We start from the raw sequence: 16958 nt of genomic DNA, 5'->3' as shown, positions 1-16958 counted from the left end.
TTGGCGCTGTCTCGGGGGGCGTACACATGGAAAGACCGGACGACCGCATCGCATCTGTCCTGCGCTTCGCCGCGGAACTCGTCGCGTGGGTGGCCACCCCGTGGGCCTTGTCCACGTACTCGTGGCCGCTCGCCGTCCTGGCCGTGGTGGTACTGATCGGTTTGCCGACCGTCTTCTCGACTCCGGGGGACAAGAAGCAGGTGATCATCCCGGTCTCAGGTACGGTCACGATTCTGCTCGTACTGCTCCAACTCGCCGCAGCCGCAATCGCCGCATGGTGGGTATGGCCCGTCTACGCGTCGGTGCTCGTGTCTCTCCTGGTCGCCGCCACCCTCGTCACAGAACGCCGTCGATGGCGGTGGCTGCTCGCCACAGACCGGCACACCGGCTGACAGTAGTTCCGCGGGTTGTACGGCATGACGCAGGCCAGGCCGTCCTTGGTGCGCACCGCCTTGTGGCCCTTGAGCATCGACAGGGCGAAGCCGGTGGGTCCGGTCTCGAGGCGGGGATGGAAATCGGAGAACGGCAGAACGGTGACATTGTCCAGATGGTAATTCTGGACGGGGCTTCTGGGATCCAGCATGGAAATGGAGAAAGCCAGCCCGCTGGACACTATCTCGGAAATTCCTTCGAAAGCGGCACTGTTGATTTTGATGCGTTTCTTGATGCCCAGTTCGGAGAGCTGCTGGTCGAGTCCGCGGAAGAACGCGTTGGTCACGGCGGTCGGGGAAATGACGTAGGCGAGTTCGGTAAGTTCCGTCAGGGCGACGGACTCGCGCCCGGCGAACCGGTCCCTGGGGACGACCGCGGTGAGCCGTTCCGACATCACCGGCAGCAGTTCCAGCGCGGGGTCGCCACCTGCCGGGAGGCGGGCCAGGGTCAGCGCGAGTCTGCCGTCGCTGACGGCGTCGACGAGGCGGTCGGTGCCGCCCGGCCAGCGCTTGATCTCGAACCGGTCGCGGACCCGCTCGGCCAGGGCGTCCATCCGCTCCCGCAGATCCGGATGGACGCCGCTGGGCACACCCAGCAGCAGGGTGACCCGCCGCGGCCGGGCCGCCTCGTCAAGGCGCCACTTGATGGAGTCGACCTGCTCCAGCACGCCCCGCGCGACGGGCAGCAGGGCGTTGCCGGCCTGAGTGAGCGTCACGCGGTGGGTGTCGCGGTCGAACAGACGGTGTCCGAGTTCGTTTTCCAGATCCTTGATCCGTCTGCTCAGTGGAGAGGCCGCCATGTGCAGCTTGCGGGCAGCCATGGAGAAGTTCAGTTCCTGGGCGACGGCGACGAAGTAACGCAGATGCAGGAGTTCCACGCTGCCCACCGTAGGGGGCTGACCGGCGGGCTTGATGGGCGGACGTGATCAAGGCCTTGGCCGCCCCGGCGGGTGGCTGTGGGCGTACGGGGCCTGTGCGGGGACGGCGAGGGCGCGGTCAGAACCAGTGCAGGCAGTGCGGGGCGCGGTCGGTGCGGAAGAGGGCGTCGGCGAGGGTGGCCGCGTCCGGGCGGTGAGCCCGGATGTGTCCGGCACGCACGAGCGTGCTGGGTGCGGTGCCGCCGAGGTAGACCGAGCCCAGGTCTCCCACGTCCAGGGACAGGTCGGGCTCCCGGTCCGTCAGGACGCAGTCGGCCTTGCCGTCCTGGACGGTCAGCAGGTAGCGGCCGTGCTCGCCGAGGAAGGGGTCCTCGACGTCCAGGACGAGCTCACCGTCCGTGAACCAGCCGCGCGCGGTCAGCGCACGCGGGACGTCCAGCAGCCGCACCCAGAGCCAGTCCGTGTCGCCGCTCACCTCACCGGCGCGGAAGTCCGCGAGCTGCCAGCGCAACGGGTGCTGGGACGGGACGTGCTGGAACACCACCCGAGAGGCCAGGTCGTGGCCGAGCATGAACCGGGCCAGGGCCGTGAAGACGGCGTCGTCGCCGGTGATGGTCTCGTCGACCGTCAAGGTGTTGTCGGGCTCGCCGATCGAGTAACTGGCGTACCCGTCCGGGACGCCGGCGGCGTCGCGGTGGACGGCGACGTAGCGCGGCGCCGGCGAGATCGGGGGCTGCCCCGCGCGCAGGGCCCACCAGCGGTGCGGCCGGGACAGAGCACCCGGCTGGGCGCGGCGGTACCGGTCGTACACGTCTTCCAGGATCTCGCCGCACTCGGAACGACGCAGCACCTCGACCGAGCCGTTGTCCGGGCCGTGCTCGGAGACGTTGTCCGGGCCGTTGTCCGGGCCGGTCGCCGGCACGTCGGCCGTTGCGCCTGCCCGGGGCAGAGCGAGGGCGGCCCGGTGGCGCTGCACCGTCAGCCGCTGCGTGTAGGTCGCCGGCCCGTAACCGAACCTGCCGTAGATCATGGCCTCCGAGGCCAGCAGCACGGAGAGGAATTCCCCGCGGGCCCGCAGGTCGGCGAGCTGATGCCGCATCATCGCGGTGAGCACGCCCTGGCGGCGGTGCGAGGGTAGGACGCCGACAGCGGTCACCCCGGGGGCCGGGACGAGGGTTTCGCCGGGCAGGGTGAGCTCGAAGGAGTGCGTGGCGGCGGTGCCGACGGGCCGCCCGTCCGCCGTCAGGGCGAGCAGGCAGCGGTCCATTTCGAGTGCCGACCACCACAGCCCGCCGCCCTCGACCGGGGTTTCCGGGAAGCGTCCGAACGCGGCATGGACGGTGTCGACGAAGACGTCGAGATCCTCGTCGGTCGTGGGGCGTATCTCCATCGGTGCCGCTGCCTCCTCGAAAGACCGGCACCACGACGGGTGGCGCCTGGCCACAGTGCAGCGTCGTGCGGTGGCCCGGTCAAACGAATTACGCCGGGAGTGGCGAGAGTTGGCCAGGATGAACGGCCGCAGCGGCCCTACTGGCCCCGTGCCTGCTCCTGGTTCGACCGGTGGGGGCCCTGGAGCCAGTCCGCATGCGGCCCCAGACGCGCGTCGACCGGTTCCTCCCCTCGCCGGAGTGCGTCGATGTAGGCACGATCGGCGGCGAGCCGAGCCGCCACCTGGGGACCCTCGGCGACGGCGCCATGCCCGGGAATCACGACGTCGGCACGCCTGGCGGCCTCGTCCAGCCGGTCCAGTGACTTCTCGTAGGCAGTCACCTGGTCGTCCTGGCGAATGTCGAGGAGCGGGATCAGTACGTCCGAGAGCATGTCGCCGACGACCAGGACACCACGGTCCGCGAGGAGGATCGCGGCGTGGCCGACGGCGTGCGCCTGATGCTCGATGATCTCGCCCGGAACGGGTCCGCCGTTCGCGGGCAGCGGGGTGAGGAGCGCGATCAGCTCGAGAGGGATGCCGGACGCGCTCTGCGCCGCCATGGCCTGCGCCCGCTCCCGGGCTTCAGTGGCGACCCGGGTGGCAGCCGAGGTGGCGTAGCGCGGCACGTCGCCGAACCGGCTGTGCCAGAGCAGGTGGTCCCAGTGGGGGTGGGTGCAGAAACCTGCGACCACCGGGACGCCCAACTGGTCTACGTCATCGGCGAGTTGGTCCAGTTCGGAGCCGTTGATGCCGGGATCGATCACGATCAACCCCTCGTCCCCGCGCACCACGACGGAATTGCTCCAGACCCACTCGCTCTGCCGGACCCAGACGCCGTCTGCCACCTGACGCAGCTTGCCCATCTCTACTCCTATCGGTCGGTCACAGTACTGAGACTGCGATCCGTGGCTGAACTCATCGGCGAAGGTCCTGGAGATCGAGAGCGAGCAGCTTGGGGAGCCGTTCGCGGCCGGGGCGGACGTTCAGGTGTCCGGTGTCGGTGTCGTTTGCTGACCATCATGTGTCCGCAGCCCACCATCCGAATTGTCGATCTCAAGGAAAGGATGAAGGACACCCCCGCGAAGGAAGGGCCTCATCCCCCCATGAACGGAACAACGTTGCAGAAGACCGCGGCCGACCGCGCCGAGGCGCTGCCCGGAAGCGACCTGGAGCATCCCTTCGGTCCGGACTGGGAGGTCTACAAGGTGCGCGGCAAGGTCTTCATGCTGATGACCGAGGTGCCCGGCCGCCCCGTCATGATCCTCAAGTCGGACCCGGGCGAGGCACAGGCCCTGCGCGAGGAGAACGCGGACATCACCCCCGGCTACCACATGAACAAGAAGCACTGGATCACGCTGGAGGGCGGGGAGGCGATCGACGAGGAGTTGGTCCAGGAGCTCGTGACCGAGTCGTACCGTCTCGTGGTCGGTCAACTCCCCAAGTCCCAGCAGCCGGTCGACCCGCACACCTACGGCCGCCCCGCCTGACGTCAGCGGCACAGGGCGTGTCGAGACGTCACGTCGACCGAGCGCGTCGACTCCGAGGACGCCCTTGCCGAAGAGCTTGTACGCGGTCAGTCGTCGCCGTGCTCGTGGAGATCACAGGGATGCGCAGTGGGAGCGGCTCGAGCGGCTTCGGTCGGTTCGGCGAGTGCGGCTGCGGCCACCTCCGTACAGTCGCCGCAGCCGCACTCGTCACCTGGTTTCGCCCGTGACCTACCAGCGCACCGTCTAGTCGGCGAAGAGCGCGCCGAACTGTGCGGTGCCCGAGGTGGAGACGCCCACCGAGGTCACGGAGAGGGCGCGGGAGCCGGTCGTGCCGATCTTCGTGCCGGTGGAGGGCAGGTAGGTCACCGCTCCGTCGCCGCCGTCCTCGTACGACCCGATGACCAGGTCGGCCTTGCCGTCGCCGTTGACGTCGTCGAGCTTGACGTCGGCGCCGAAGAGGTCGTTCTTCTCGTCGGTGCCGGGGACGCCCGTCGTGTTCTGCGCGAAGGACTGGAGGCCGGTGGAGGTGTTGATGCCGCTCGCGGAGCCGTACATGACGGTGACCATGCCGGCGTCGGCGACACTGCCGAGGTCCTCCGCCGGGGTGGAGACCACGAGGTCCTGGTAGCCGTCGCCGTTGACGTCGCCCAGGTCCAGGTCCCAGCCGAAGCCGTCACCCTTCTCCGAACTGCCGGGTACGTTCCCGGTGTTCTGGGTGATGCCGGTGGTCGAGGCGGGACCCGACGCCGAGCCGTAGGTGATGCTGACCTTGCCGCCGTTCGCGGCGTCCGGGATGCTCTGGCCCTCGCCGGTGGTGGCGTCCCAGTCGGCGCCGGTGACGATGTCGCCGTACCCGTCGCCGTTGATGTCGCCGATGCCGGTGACGATGCCCGGCTTGAGTGTCTTGACGCCCGCGACGCTCAGCCCGCTCGCGGTGCCCGGCACCCAGTAGTTGGTGTTCCAGCCGTTTTCCGTCTGCGTCTCGAAGCCGTCGACCACCAGGTCGGTGCGGCCGTCGCCGTTCACGTCACCGGCGGTGAGCTGCTCCGGGCCGTACGGGAAGCCTGCCGAGCCGGGCGCGATCGGGGGCTTGACGGTGTAGCGGCCGCCGGGTTGGCCGGTGGAGCTGCTGAAGCCGCCCTTGTAGACGTAGAGCGTGGCGGAGGAGTTGCCGACGGCCAGGTCGGCCTTGCCGTCGCCGTCGAAGTCGCCGGCGGCCAGGGACAGGCCCCAGTTGTCGTGCGAGGAGACGGCCGGGTCGGGTACGTCGCTCGCCTTGCCGGTGAGGCCGCTCGCCGAGCCCCACAGGATCGCGAGGGCGCCGCCGTCGGTGTCGGTGCCGACCTTCTCGTACGGCGAGGCCACGGCGAGGTCGTCGTACCCGTCGCCGTTGAAGTCGGCGTACGCCGTCGCGCCGCCGAACCAGTCGCCGGCCTCGGCGTTACCGGGCACGTTGCCGGAGTTCTGGCTGAGGACCGAGCGCTTGGCCGAGGTCACGCCAGTGGTGGCGCTGCCGTAGAGGGCGACGACCTGGCCGGCGTTGGCGTGGCCGCTGACGGAGGCACCGGCGGCCGCCGCCAGGACGTCGCCGACGCCGTCGCCGTTGAAGTCGGCCTTCGTGACCTTGAACGAGTCGGCGGCGGTGGCCGTTGTCGCCGAGACCGTGAGCAGACCGCCGGTCATCGCGGCAGCGGCGGCCGTCGCGAGGGCGAGTCTCAGGTGCGGGTGGTGCATCTGGTGCATGCGGAATTCTCCTGCGGCATGCGGGGGATGCCTGGAGGGCATCCGCGTCGATGGGGTGCGGACCGTCCGTGTTTGCCTGGTGTTGTCCTCCAGGACACGGACGATTGGCGATCAAGAGACTTCCGGTGGGGCCCAAGGGTTGTACGTCATGTGGCGGGTTCTTCGGCCGCGGCAATCGGGCGTACGGCGACGGTGGCGGCTTCGGCTGAGTGAGCAAAGGGCAGGTCAGTCAGCGGGACGGTCGCCGCGTGTTCGGCGGCGCTTGCGCGGGCAGCCGTCTGGATCTCGCCCCGCCTGGACGACGATGGCGACCCAAGAGGCAAGCAGGCCCACGTGAGCTGTTGCCGCTGCGATGCCCGATGAGTAATGGCGTCATGCCGGGTCTACAGCACAGTTGAACCAGGCTGGATCGAGACCACAGGAGGTCGAAGTGTCCGCATCAGTGCTCGACATGTCGATGTCACTCGACGGATATATCGCCGATCCAAACGATTTTCTGGGCGGCGACGATGGCGAACGACTGCACAAGTGGGCCGGCCCGGAGGACGAATCCGGCTCGCTGTCCGGGCGGGCCGCGCAATTCCAGGACGAATGGAACAGAGCCGGTGCGGTGCTCGCGGGACGACGCACTGCCGAGCTCATGGATCACTGGGGTGGTGATCACGGTGGTCTCCCGATCTTCGTGCCCAGTCACCGCCCGCCCGGCCCCGCCGCCCGTTGGGGCTATCCGTTGGTGACCTACGTGACCGACGGGATCGAGAGCGCGATGGCACAGGCCAAGGCCGCCGCCGGGGACAAGGACGTACAGGTGCGTGGCGCGTACACGGCGCAACGGGCGCTTGAGGCCGGGGTGCTGGATGAGGTGCAGATCCATCAGATCCCGGTGCTGCTCGGTGATGGCCGTCGCCTGTTCGACGTCTTGCCGTCGCAGATCGAGTTGGAGATCATCCGGGTGATCGACACGCCGGAGGCCACTCACATCCGCTACCGCGTCCTTCGCTGAGCCGTCGACCAGCACGTTCTTGGTTGTGGTGGGTCGAGGTGCGGTGTCGCATCGGGGCACGGGCAAGTCGTGATGCCCGAGCAATGCACCCTCATGCCGTGATCCAGTTCCTATGCCTTGCGTCCAACCGTGATGTTTTTCCGCATACGGACGGCGACGAAGAACGGCGTCTGTAGGGTTTTGAGGTAGCGCTCTTCGTCGACGCGGCGGGCGAATTCCGCGGCGCGCGGCTCCACAAGTCGCTCCGGAGCGAACCCGGCATCAAGGAGTTCACCCAGGAAGGTCTGCATCGTCATGCGGCGGTGCGAGTTGATGCAACAGAAGCAGTGTCCCGCCGGGACGCAGCACGCGGTGCAGTTCGGCCAGCAACTGCACGCGTGGTGCAGGGTGACGGCCGTATCGCGGCCGACTAGGTCGCGGGCGTGGCGCAGCAGTTTCGCGCTGCCCTCGACACCGACCACCTCGGCTGCCCCTCGCGCTCGCAGACCGGTGACGTCGCCGGCCAGGGCGAACACGGCGGGCCGGTCGGTGTGAGCGTTGTACGGCGAACACCGCAGCACACGTCACCAAAACGATCGGGCCGCTCGGTCACCGCAACGACGTGGTTGAGGATCAATAACACTCATTGAGGGCGGTCGGGAAGTCTGCTCGATCACAGGCGCGTGGCCAGCCAGAGGGCCACGGCCGCGGTGGTGACGAGCCCGAGGTTGAGTGTGATCCGGCGGTCTTCACCGGTCAGGTGGACGGCGACCGCACCGATCTGCAGGAGCACGAAGCCGATGGCCGCGGCCGACACCGGCGAGGGAGCGATGCCGGTCAGCGGCGGCAGGATCAGTCCGGTCGCGCCGAGTATTTCGACGGTCCCCAGCGCCCTGACGACGGGCAACGGCATGCGGTCGACCCAGGCCATCATCGGACGGAGTTGATCGGGGCTGCGGGTCACCTTCATCGTGCCTGCGTAGAAGTAGAAGAGGGCGAGAAGTCCCGCGACGATCCAATAGGCGATGTTCATCGTCTCCGTCAGGCAGGGTCGGTGGCGGGCTGGGTCGCGTAGCGGCTCATCGCGTCGATGTTGGCCTGGGGTGTCAGCGGCCGGCCGTCGGCGAGCACCTTCTGAAGGTCCCGGAAGTACTGCACGTACGGGTCGGGGGTGAAGGTGCTGAGCATGACGGCGGGTTGGTCGGTCGGGTTGGCGAAGGTGTGCGGGGTACCGGGCGGAACCATCACGAGCGTCCCCGTGGTGGCGTCGTGGTTTTCGTCCCCGACGGTGAACCGTACGGTGCCTGAGAGGATGTAGAACCCCTCGTCGTGTTGGGCGTGCCGGTGCTGGGGCGGTCCCTGGGTGTGCGGGGCGAGGACGGACTCGGTGATCGCGAGGCGGTGTCCCGTGTGGCTGCCGTCCTCCAGCACGCGCATGCGCGTGGTGCCCAGAACGATCGTCTCGCCGTCGCCGGGACCCACCACCGATACGGCGGAGTCGGCCTGTGGCTCGCCGGGCGTTGCTTCTTCGGTCATGCTCACGAGTCCACCGCCGGTGCCCTGCCGGTGTCCAAGACCTGTCCCGCAGGGCCGATACCTGATCGGTATTGTTGCAGCGTGGAGCTACGGACCTTGCGCTACTTCGTGGCGGTCGCCGAGGAACTCCACTTCGGCCGGGCCGCCACCCGACTGCACATGAGTCAGCCGCCGCTGAGCCGGGCGATCAAGCAGTTGGAGGCCGAGGTCGGGGCCCTGCTGTTCGCCCGCTCGCCTGTCGGTGTCACGCTCACGCCGGTGGGCACGGTGCTGCTCGACGAGGCGCGGGCGTTGCTCGACCATGCCGACCGCGTCCAGGTGCGCGTGAGGGCTGCGGCGGGCGTCACGACGCTCACCGTCGGCATCCTGGGGGACGGCACCGACCCGGGAATGGCCAGACTGGCCGCCGCCTACCGTCGGCGCCACCCCGGCATCGGGATCCGCATCCGCGACACCGATCTGACCGACCCGACGTGCGGGCTGCGTGCGGGACTGGTCGACGTCGCCTTGACGCGTGCGCCGTTCGACGAGACCGCTCTGACGGTGCGTGCGCTGCGGACCGATCAGGTCGGTGTGGTCCTGCGCGCCGACGATCCGCTGGCCCGCCACGACCGGCTGCGGCTGGCCGAGTTGGGCGACCGCCCTTGGTTTCGGTTCCCCCGGGGAACCGACCCCCTCTGGCAGTCGTACTGGAACGCCGGCAGGCCACGCGAAGGCCCCGTGGTGCGCGCCGTCCAGGAATGTCTGCAGGCGGTGTTGTGGAACGGCACGGTCGGCCTGGCCCCGCTCGGGCACGACCTTCCCGCGGAGCTGGCCGTCGTACCGCTGATCGACATGGCGCCCAGCCGGGTGGTGGCGGTGTGGAACGAGGGTGACAGCAACCCGTTGATCCGGTCGTTCATCGAGATCGCGACAGCCGCGTACCGCCGCTGAGTACGGGCAACCGGGGCGGAGGTCGCGCATTGGTGCCCCGCCTCCGCACCACCAGCCGGTTCTCAGAGCCTTTCACGCGGACGCCGGCGGCGGACGTCTGCGCGGTGGGAAGCGAGGGGTTGGGCGCAGGCGATGAGCAGGGCGACGTCGTCGTGGTCGTCGGGGTGTCTGAGGTCGGCGAGGAGTCGGTCGCAGGTTTCCTCCAGCGGAGACGCGGGTGTGTCGAGGAGAAGGAGGAGGGTGTCGAGGCGTTCGTCGATGGAGTGCCGGCGGGTTTCGACCAGTCCGTCGGTGTAGAGGACCAGTTGGTCGCCTGGACCGAAGGTGAATGTGGTCGTCTCGAAGGGGACGCCTCCGACGCCGAGGGGCGCGCCGGTGGGCACGTCGAGGAGTTGCGGGTGCCCGCCCCTGCGGACGAGAGCGGGGGGCAGGTGGCCGGCGTTGGCGATGCGGCACTCGCGGCGGTGGGGGTCGTAGACCGCGTAGACGCAGGTGGCGATGTACTGCTCAAGGCCGGAGGTGATCGAGTCGAGTTGCTCGAGGACCTGGGCGGGGTCGAGGCTGAGGCCGGCGAAGGCGGTCGTGGCCGTGCGCAGACGTCCCATGGCGGCGGCGGCCTCGATGCCGCTGCCCATGACGTCCCCTACGGCGAGCGCCGTTCTGTCGTCGCTGAGCGGGAGGACGTCGTACCAGTCGCCGCCGATCTCGTAGGCGGCCTGTGCCGGCAGGTAGCGGGATGCGACTTGGAGGCCGGGCAGGTCGGGAGGGGCGGTCGGAAGCAGGCTGCGCTGGAGGGTCTCGGCCGCGTTGCGCATGTGCTGGTGTGCGCGGGCGTTGTCGATGCACACCGCGGCGCGGGAGGCCAGCTCGGCGGCGATGGCAAGGTCGTCCTCGTCGAAGGGACGTGGGTCCCGGGCGCGGGTCAGCCCCAGGAAGCCGAGGGTGATGCCGCGGGCGATGAGGGGGACGGCCAGGTAGGAGTGCACGCCGGCGCGGGCGAGCAGCACGGCCGCGTGATCGTCGCGAGCGATGTGCGACAGGTCGTTTCCGCCGGTGTGGGGGACCAGGATGGGCCGGCCGGTGCGTACACACCGGGTGGCCAGGCGGTCGGGGTCGTACGCGGTGATCCGGCCGGGCGGGTCCGCCGCCGTCGCGGCGTCGGTGGTGTAGGCGGCCTTGACGGCGAGGGCGCGGAAGAGCGCGGGGCCGTCGCGAGTGGCGGGGCGGTGTTCGTCGAGGACGGAGTCCAGCACGTCCACGGCGGCCACGTCGGCGAACTCGGGGACGACGACATCCGCCAGCTCCCGGGCCGTCTGGTCGGCCTCCAGAGTGGTGCCGATGCGGGCGGCCCCGTCAGCGATCAGCGCCAGACGACGCCGTGTCTCCGTGGCCTCCCGCGCCGAGCGATAGCGGTCGGTGACGTCGACCACCAGCTCGGCCACCCCGAGAACATGCCCCCAGGTGTCCTCCAGCCGGTACACCGAGATCGCCCAGGCGTGCTGTTCCGGATCGGCCAGGGTGCGGCCCACGATGGGCGACCGGTCGAGCAGCGGCACCCCGGTGTGCAGGACCTGCCGCATCGCGGTCTCGGCCTCCTCGAACTCCGGGGCGCTCATGACCGCGCGGTAATAGCGGCCCAGGTGCTCTTCCTCGGGAATGCCGTGGATGCGCTCGAGAGCGGGGTTGACGGCGACGTACGTGAGGTCGGTGTCGAGGATCGCGATGCCGATGGGGGACTGGGAGACCAGCCGGGTGGAGAGCGCGAGGTCCCGCTCCACCTGGCGCAGCCTGGGTGAGTCGGTGCCGAGCCCGAGGGCGTAGAAGTCTCCGTGGTCGTCCATGAGCCGCATGTTGCGCAGTTCCACCAGCCGCGTGCTGCCGTCCTTGCAGCGGATGGGGAACGTGCCGCCCCAGCGCTTTCCGCTCTCCATGACCTCGGCGAACGTCTTGATCACCCAGTCCCACTGCCCGGTGTGGACCAGCAGGTGTGCGGCGTACTGACCGAGCGCCTCCTGGGCGGTGTAGCCGTACAGCTCCTCGGCCTGCGGACTCCAGAGAACGACCCGCCCCTCGGCGTCCAGCAGCACCGCGGCCACCCCGAGGAGGTCCATCAGCCCGCTGGGCTGCGGCGACTCGTCCTCGGGACGGCGGGCCCCCGCCCGGCCCTGGTCCATGGAGGACCGATCGGCTTCGTCCATCGCCGGCTCTCCTTCCGCCGGCCGACGTCACGGGGGAGTCCGTCGGCCTCGGAACGCGCCTGCCGGCGTCTGCAGGCGCTGCGACTTCCATGGTCCCCCCGACCACCCGACACCACACCCCATCCAGGTGAATGGTCTTGTGCGGTCCCCTCTTGCCCACCGGCTCGACGCACTGCACCCGGCCGATGACCTCACCGCACACGGAGTGCTCGCTCCCGAACGGGTCGCCGACTGCTCCGGCCCGTGCGCCACGCACGTCTGGCGGCCCGGTACGACGACCAGGCGTCCGTCAGCCGCTTGTCAGGCGTCGAAGCGACGGCGGGCGGCCTCGATGTGACCGAGGTACTGGTGGGTCCACCCGCACATGCCGTCGACCGTGGCTCGCAGGGCCTGGCCCGGTTCGGTGAGGGTGTATTCGACCCGCGGCGGCACGGTGGGGTGCACCTTGCGCTGGACCAGGCCGTAGCGCTCCAGCATGCGCAGGTTCTGGGTGAGCATCTTGTGGCTGACGCCCTCGACCTCGTTGCGCAACTCGCTGAAGCGCAGGGTGCGTTCGCCGAGAGCCTCGATGATCAGGAACGCCCACTTGTTGGCGACGTCCGAGAAGATCTCGCGCGCCAGGGAGTCGGCGCGCCTCAGGTCCGCGTCTTCGGGCGAGCCTGTGTACTGCTTGGTCACCATCTGGTTCCTCAGTCACTGAAAAGTGCGTTGTTCCAGGTCAACGTTCACTCTCCTACGGTTTGCTAGTAACCACAAGAGAGTGGGAGCGTCTTGGTTGGCGGAAGTGAACTCGCACGGGTTCTCATGCCAGGTGGTCGGCGCCGATGAGTCCGGCCACGGTCCACGGTCATAAGGGGCGTGATTCCTACCTCGCCGGCTGTGTGGGCGTCGTCGAACTGGCCCGCCGCACTTCGGGTTGCATCGACTTCGCCATCACCGCGGACCTCGTGGATGCGGGGGGCATCCACGTCTTCGAGCGGTGGGAGTCGCAGGCTGCAGTCGAGGCGTTCCGGGGCGAGGGTCCCAGCGACGAGCAGGGCGCCGCGATGCTCGCCGCCGCCGTGGCCGAGTACGACGTCGTGGAGGTGCGTTCACTGACCTGAGCGGAGCGCGATTCTCTCGCCGGGACCACCTCGTGCCGATCCTGTCCCGCGCAGCCGTCCTCGGTGAGCGTCGACGGCGCTCTACTGCTCGCGGCACCACCTCCGGTACGCCGCCACCGCCGTCGGCAGCGTGGGAAAGATCCGCTCGCGGCCGACGGTGTCCGTCAGGCCGTACGCCGTCAGCTCGTCCAGCAAGTCCTGCTTGACGCGGGCGAGGGAGAAAACGATGCCGCGGTGGGTGAGTTCGCGGCGGAGTTCGTCGACCGCGTCGAGAGCGGTGATGTCGACTTCCACGTTGGCCTCGGTGTTGAGGACGAACCAGCGCACTGCTTCGGTCTGTTCGTCGACGGCGGCCAGGGCCCGGTGGCGGAAGTTCTCGGCGTTGGCGAAGAACAGCGGGGAGTCGTAGCGGTAGACGAGCAGGCCGGGGATGGTGCGGGCCTGCGGGTAGTCGTCGACGTCGTGCATGCCGGCCACACCGGGCACCAGGCCCTCGACGGCGTCGTGCGGGCGGGCCACCCGGGTGAGCAGTTCGGCCACGGACAGGCCGACGGCGACCAGCACGCCGTACAGGATGTCCAGGGCGAGAACGCCGGCCAGGCAGCCGAGCGCCAGCAGGAGTTCCCGGCGGCGGAAGAACGCAAGGCGCCGGAATCCCGCCAGGTCGATCATGCGGACGGCCGCGTAGACCACGAGCGCGCCCAGTACCGCCGTGGGGGTGCGCGCGAGCAGTGGGCTCAGGAAGAGCAGGACCGAGAGCACGACTGCGCCGGCCATCAAGGAGTACGCCTGGCTGCGCGCGCCCGCCGAGGAGGCCAGCGCGGTACGGCTGGCGCTGCTGCTGACCGGGAAGCCGTGCAGGGTGCCCGCGCCGAGGTTGGCCGCGCCCAGTGCGAGGAACTCCTGGTTGGCGTCGAGTCCGGTGCCCTCGTCGTCGCGCTTGGCGAAGGCCCGCGCGGTGAGGACGAAGTCCGTGTAGCCGACCAGGAGGACGCCCAGGGCGGGGAGCACCAGGTGTGGCAGCTCGGCCAGATGCGGCAAAGACACGGTGGGCAGGCCCGACGGGACCTCGCCGATCACCTTGATGCCGTACCGGTCGTCGAGGTCGAAGACGGAGACGGCCGCCGTGCCGAACACCACGACGAGCAGGGGACCGGGGACAGCGGGCAAGAAGTGGGCCACCGCGAAAAGGACCCCGAGCGCCACCACGGCGAACAACACCGTGGCCACGTGGATCTGCGACAGGTGCCGTACGAAGGACCACAGTTGAGGAAAGAAGGCCGAGCCTGTCGTATGGACACCGGTCAGCTTGGGAAGCTGGTCGGCGATCATGATCAGTGCCACGCCCGCCAGATACCCGATCAGTACCGGCCGGGACAGCAGATCCGCGAGGAAGCCGAGCCTCATCGCCCAGGCCACCACGCACAACAGGCCGACCGTGATCGCGAGCGCGGCCGCCAGCGTCGCGTAGTGCGTCGGATCCCCGGCGGCGAGCGGGCCGACCACCGTCGCTGTCATCAGCGCGGTCGTCGACTCGGGGCCGACGGAGAGCAGGCGGGAGGAACCCAGCAGGGCGTACAGGCCGAGCGCGGGCAGGATCGCCCACAGCCCGGCGACCGGGGGCAGACCGGCCACGCCCGCGTACGCCATCACCTGCGGCACGAGATACGCGGCCACCGTCACCCCGGCCAGGGTGTCGCCTCTCAGCCACGAGCGCCGGTAGCCGAGCAGTGCGTCGAGCCCGGGCAGCAGACGGCGCCACCGCGCAGGAGGGCCGACCGCGCTCTGGGACATCATCCTCCTTGGGGCTGAGGTTCACATGATCCTCCGGGCCCGGGACGGCCGCGAGATGCCGAAAGGCCCTGCCGTACATCGTCTGCCGCGCCCCGCATCGCGGGTCGCCGCGCTGTCGGTTTCTCCGTTCGCCGATGGGGCCTGTCGGCCCCGGACGGGGACCTGTGGTCTCTGCACGGTGTCGTTCCCCTGCCACCACTCTGGGATCAGAACACCGATTGTGGAGGTGGGCGCCATGTCCCGCACCGTTCCCGTGGGCGTCGACGGTGCGTCCGAGAGCCGTGCCGCCGCCGAGTGGGCGGCCCGAGAGGCGAAGCTCCTGGCCAAGGCGGCGGAGGACGCCGAACTGATGGTCCTCGGCCCCCGCGGGCTGAGCGGGATCGGAGGATTCCTGATCGGGTCCGTGGGCATGGCGGTGATCGCTCGCACCGAGACGCCCGTAGTCCTCGCGCGATCGGGCGAGCAGGCCGCCGACGAGCACGAGAAGGACTCCGCGGCCATCGCGTCCGCCGCCACGCATGCCGGCCCGTGGTGCTCGGCCTCGGCACCGGCCGCCCCGATGACGAGGTGATCGCCTTCGCCTTCGAGGAGGCCGGCCGCCGCAGCACGACGCCGAAGATCGTCCACGGCTGGAACCTGCCGCGGCACTACGCCTACGACCTGCCCGGGGACCCCGGGCTCCCCGCCGAAGTGGGCCGACAGGAGGCCGCCGCGCCGGCCGAGGTGCTGCGTCCGTGGCGGCAGAAAGGCCCGGACGTAGAGGTCGCCGAGGTGTCGCGCTGCGGCAGCCCGGCCAACGAGGTCATCGACGCCTCCCGTGGGGCATCGCTGGTCGTCATCGGCCGCCGGATCCGCGGCAGCCCGATCGGGGCCCACACGGAGCCGTCACGCCTGCGGTGCGGCACCACGCCACCGCACCGTCGCCGTCGTCGCGCACGGGCGAACGATCCCGGAGGAGCGGAGATCATGGGCACATCGGTCGAACGAGCCCTCGTCGATCCCGTCGTCGTGGGCGTGGACGGTTCCGAACCGAGCCTGCGTGCCGCCGACTGGGCGGCTGACGAGGCCGTGCCGCGCGGGGTGCCCCTGCGGGTGGTGTACGCCTCGCTGTGGGAGCGGCACGAGGGCACCTCGCTCGCCCGGGATGCGGGCGAGCAGTCCGAGCAGGTGATGGCCGAGGACAGCGTCGACGTGTCCGTGGTCGGCGTGGTCGGTGTGGTCGAGAACGGAACGCTCGCCGACGCGGGTCGCGGTGCCAGCGCCTGCCACCGCGTTCCCTCATGGCGCATCGTTCCGGGCACGACGGGGGTCACGCCACCGCCGGTTCGTCGCGGGTCCCGGTCAGCCGGCCGGGTCAGCGCAGGCCGGCGAAGAGATCGTTCTCGGGGACGTCCGCACCGGTGGTGTCCTGGACACGTACGAAGGTCTCCATGCCCATCAACTCGCCGAACCTCTCCTTGCCCATCTTGAGGAAGAAGATGTTCTCACTCTGACTGGCATGGGCGGCCAACGAGTCGAACTTCTGACCACTGAACGCGGTGGTGTCCACCCACGTGGTGATCTCCTCGTCGGGGAGGCCGATCGCGGCCATCGCGGCGGCCTCCGCAGGATCCGGCTCCGGCATGTCCGGATGAAACTCGCGCATGATCTCCCCGAACCGCTGCATCCCTGAGCGGGGCACCGTGGTCCAGTACACCTTCGGCGACAGCTCCGTCATCTCCAGCGCCGCCATCGTGATGCGGTGGGCCTGGATGTGGTCGGGATGGCCATAGAAGCCGTTCTCGTCGTAGGTGACGACCACATCAGGTCGGTAGTGCCGGATGAGTTCCGCCAGTCGGGCCGCGCCTTCCTCCACGGGGGTCTGCCAGAAGGATCCGGGGGCGTCGTTGGTCGGCCAGCCCGCCATCCCGGAGTCGGCGTAGTCCAGCATCTCCAGATCGCTGATCTTCAGGACCTCACAGCTCGCCTCAAGTTCTTGACGGCGCATCGAGGCGACTGCCGCCGGATCGTGCCCGGGGTCGCCCGGCTTGACACCCCCCGGCCCGTCACCGCAACCGCCGTCGGTACAGGTCACGAGAACCGTACGAATGCCTTCCGCCGCGTAGCGTGCGAGGACTCCTCCTGTTCCGGTGGCCTCGTCATCGGGGTGGGCGTGCACTGCCATGAGCGTCAAGGGCCGGCCAGTCATCTAACAGTCCTCCTGCATGAATATGTCCTGGTCAATATGTATGGGTTCGAGAACGTGCCCGTGCGGCGCCGGTCCCTTGGTCGGTGCAACCGCGCCGGGCGGTCCGGCTGTTCCCGGTGCCGTCGTCCGACCTTCCAGGCGTCGGCGTTTCCACGTGACCGGGGCGGAGGGCGCCGCGGTCATCTCTCCGACCAGGTCGACGCGAAGCAGCTTCCCGCCCTTCTGGTCGTGCCACGTGCGCAGACAGGCCAGGACA

General features: G+C 69.5%; 17 protein-coding genes and 1 pseudogene. 7 read left to right on the top strand and 11 right to left on the bottom strand.

Going from position 1 to position 16958, the window contains the following annotated elements; all coding sequences use genetic code 11:
• The first annotated feature begins 26 nt into the window (after positions 1-26).
• The gene (locus tag RKD20_RS02065) at positions 27-392 is read left to right on the top strand and encodes a hypothetical protein (protein WP_424876102.1); all 366 of its coding nucleotides are present in this window, start codon (positions 27-29) and stop codon (positions 390-392) included.
• On the opposite strand, the gene RKD20_RS02060 is transcribed toward RKD20_RS02065, so the two are convergent.
• The 3 genes from RKD20_RS02060 to RKD20_RS02050 all read right to left on the bottom strand — a co-directional run bounded on the left by RKD20_RS02060 (position 293) and on the right by RKD20_RS02050 (position 3601).
• Positions 293-1309 carry a LysR family transcriptional regulator gene (locus RKD20_RS02060; RefSeq protein ID WP_424876101.1) on the bottom strand — a complete coding sequence of 339 codons (1017 nt, stop codon included), beginning with the start codon at positions 1307-1309 and terminating at the stop codon, positions 293-295. The genes RKD20_RS02065 and RKD20_RS02060 overlap by 100 nt on opposite strands.
• Positions 1310-1427: 118 nt before the next feature.
• Entirely contained in the window at positions 1428-2699 is a 1272-nt protein-coding gene (locus RKD20_RS02055; protein ID WP_424876100.1) for a GNAT family N-acetyltransferase, read from the bottom strand.
• Positions 2700-2836: 137 nt separating this feature from the next.
• Positions 2837-3601 (bottom strand): MBL fold metallo-hydrolase, encoded by a 765-nt coding sequence (locus tag RKD20_RS02050; RefSeq protein ID WP_424876099.1) that lies wholly within the window; start codon positions 3599-3601, stop codon positions 2837-2839.
• Positions 3602-3841: 240 nt separating this feature from the next.
• Between RKD20_RS02050 and RKD20_RS02045 the strand changes: the two genes are divergently transcribed.
• Complete coding sequence (locus RKD20_RS02045; RefSeq protein WP_424876098.1) at positions 3842-4225, top strand: MmcQ/YjbR family DNA-binding protein; 384 nt, start codon at positions 3842-3844, stop codon at positions 4223-4225.
• A gap of 243 nt (positions 4226-4468) precedes the next feature.
• On the opposite strand, the gene RKD20_RS02040 is transcribed toward RKD20_RS02045, so the two are convergent.
• The gene (locus tag RKD20_RS02040) at positions 4469-5968 is read right to left on the bottom strand and encodes an FG-GAP and VCBS repeat-containing protein (protein ID WP_424876097.1); all 1500 of its coding nucleotides are present in this window, start codon (positions 5966-5968) and stop codon (positions 4469-4471) included.
• 430 nt (positions 5969-6398) lie between these two features.
• Here RKD20_RS02040 and RKD20_RS02035 point away from each other — a divergent pair, with 430 nt between their 5' ends.
• Positions 6399-6971: a dihydrofolate reductase family protein gene (locus RKD20_RS02035; protein WP_424876096.1), complete on the top strand. Its 573-nt coding sequence runs from the start codon at positions 6399-6401 to the stop codon at positions 6969-6971.
• A gap of 110 nt (positions 6972-7081) precedes the next feature.
• Here RKD20_RS02035 and RKD20_RS02030 read toward each other — a convergent pair whose 3' ends face one another.
• The 3 genes from RKD20_RS02030 to RKD20_RS02020 form a co-directional block, all read right to left on the bottom strand.
• On the bottom strand, positions 7082-7486 hold the full coding sequence (locus RKD20_RS02030) for a hypothetical protein (RefSeq protein ID WP_424876095.1): 405 nt from the start codon (positions 7484-7486) through the stop codon (positions 7082-7084).
• A 137-nt stretch (positions 7487-7623) separates the two neighbouring features.
• Positions 7624-7983, bottom strand: coding sequence for a DoxX family protein (locus RKD20_RS02025; RefSeq protein WP_424876094.1), 360 nt, complete (start codon positions 7981-7983; stop codon positions 7624-7626).
• Between the two features lie 8 nt (positions 7984-7991).
• Positions 7992-8486: a cupin domain-containing protein gene (locus tag RKD20_RS02020; RefSeq protein WP_424876093.1), complete on the bottom strand. Its 495-nt coding sequence runs from the start codon at positions 8484-8486 to the stop codon at positions 7992-7994.
• A gap of 81 nt (positions 8487-8567) precedes the next feature.
• On the opposite strand from RKD20_RS02020, the gene RKD20_RS02015 reads away from it, so the two are divergent.
• Positions 8568-9419 (top strand): LysR family transcriptional regulator, encoded by an 852-nt coding sequence (locus RKD20_RS02015; protein WP_424876092.1) that lies wholly within the window; start codon positions 8568-8570, stop codon positions 9417-9419.
• 62 nt (positions 9420-9481) lie between these two features.
• Here the strand turns inward: RKD20_RS02015 and RKD20_RS02010 are convergent, their stop codons facing one another.
• Complete coding sequence (locus RKD20_RS02010; RefSeq protein ID WP_424876091.1) at positions 9482-11617, bottom strand: SpoIIE family protein phosphatase; 2136 nt, start codon at positions 11615-11617, stop codon at positions 9482-9484.
• Positions 11618-11917: 300 nt separating this feature from the next.
• Entirely contained in the window at positions 11918-12298 is a 381-nt protein-coding gene (locus RKD20_RS02005) for a winged helix-turn-helix transcriptional regulator (protein ID WP_424876090.1), read from the bottom strand.
• A gap of 143 nt (positions 12299-12441) precedes the next feature.
• Here RKD20_RS02005 and RKD20_RS02000 point away from each other — a divergent pair, with 143 nt between their 5' ends.
• A complete protein-coding gene (locus RKD20_RS02000) occupies positions 12442-12720 on the top strand; it encodes a putative quinol monooxygenase (protein ID WP_424876089.1) in 279 nt (92 codons plus the stop codon).
• 81 nt (positions 12721-12801) lie between these two features.
• On the opposite strand, the gene RKD20_RS01995 is transcribed toward RKD20_RS02000, so the two are convergent.
• Positions 12802-14514 carry a SulP family inorganic anion transporter gene (locus tag RKD20_RS01995; RefSeq protein ID WP_424876088.1) on the bottom strand — a complete coding sequence of 571 codons (1713 nt, stop codon included), beginning with the start codon at positions 14512-14514 and terminating at the stop codon, positions 12802-12804.
• Positions 14515-14749: 235 nt separating this feature from the next.
• Between RKD20_RS01995 and RKD20_RS01990 the strand changes: the two are divergent.
• A pseudogene (locus tag RKD20_RS01990) lies at positions 14750-15451 on the top strand (universal stress protein); the annotation flags it as partial.
• 29 nt (positions 15452-15480) lie between these two features.
• On the top strand, positions 15481-15984 hold the full coding sequence (locus RKD20_RS01985) for a universal stress protein (RefSeq protein WP_424876087.1): 504 nt from the start codon (positions 15481-15483) through the stop codon (positions 15982-15984).
• Here RKD20_RS01985 and RKD20_RS01980 read toward each other — a convergent pair.
• Positions 15869-16702, bottom strand: coding sequence for a PIG-L family deacetylase (locus tag RKD20_RS01980; RefSeq protein WP_424876086.1), 834 nt, complete (start codon positions 16700-16702; stop codon positions 15869-15871). The genes RKD20_RS01985 and RKD20_RS01980 overlap by 116 nt on opposite strands.
• Positions 16703-16958 lie beyond the last annotated feature (256 nt).

This window comes from Streptomyces sp. SLBN-8D4 (assembly GCF_049739545.1).
In the GTDB taxonomy this organism is placed as follows: Bacteria; Actinomycetota; Actinomycetes; order Streptomycetales; family Streptomycetaceae; genus Streptomyces; species Streptomyces canus_C.
This window is presented reverse-complemented; position numbering and strand designations above follow the sequence as displayed.

Coding starts and splice junctions, on each gene's coding strand:
- RKD20_RS02005 (WP_424876090.1), bottom strand. CDS start 12,298: ATGGTGACCAAGCAGTACACAGGCTCGCCCGAAGACGCGGACCTGAGG.
- RKD20_RS02000 (WP_424876089.1), top strand. CDS start 12,442: ATGAGTCCGGCCACGGTCCACGGTCATAAGGGGCGTGATTCCTACCTC.
- RKD20_RS02025 (WP_424876094.1), bottom strand. CDS start 7,983: ATGAACATCGCCTATTGGATCGTCGCGGGACTTCTCGCCCTCTTCTAC.
- RKD20_RS02065 (WP_424876102.1), top strand. CDS start 27: ATGGAAAGACCGGACGACCGCATCGCATCTGTCCTGCGCTTCGCCGCG.
- RKD20_RS02050 (WP_424876099.1), bottom strand. CDS start 3,601: ATGGGCAAGCTGCGTCAGGTGGCAGACGGCGTCTGGGTCCGGCAGAGC.
- RKD20_RS01985 (WP_424876087.1), top strand. CDS start 15,481: ATGGGCACATCGGTCGAACGAGCCCTCGTCGATCCCGTCGTCGTGGGC.
- RKD20_RS01980 (WP_424876086.1), bottom strand. CDS start 16,702: ATGACTGGCCGGCCCTTGACGCTCATGGCAGTGCACGCCCACCCCGAT.
- RKD20_RS02020 (WP_424876093.1), bottom strand. CDS start 8,486: ATGACCGAAGAAGCAACGCCCGGCGAGCCACAGGCCGACTCCGCCGTA.
- RKD20_RS02010 (WP_424876091.1), bottom strand. CDS start 11,617: ATGGACGAAGCCGATCGGTCCTCCATGGACCAGGGCCGGGCGGGGGCC.
- RKD20_RS02040 (WP_424876097.1), bottom strand. CDS start 5,968: ATGCACCAGATGCACCACCCGCACCTGAGACTCGCCCTCGCGACGGCC.
- RKD20_RS01995 (WP_424876088.1), bottom strand. CDS start 14,514: ATGTCCCAGAGCGCGGTCGGCCCTCCTGCGCGGTGGCGCCGTCTGCTG.
- RKD20_RS02055 (WP_424876100.1), bottom strand. CDS start 2,699: ATGGAGATACGCCCCACGACCGACGAGGATCTCGACGTCTTCGTCGAC.
- RKD20_RS02045 (WP_424876098.1), top strand. CDS start 3,842: ATGAACGGAACAACGTTGCAGAAGACCGCGGCCGACCGCGCCGAGGCG.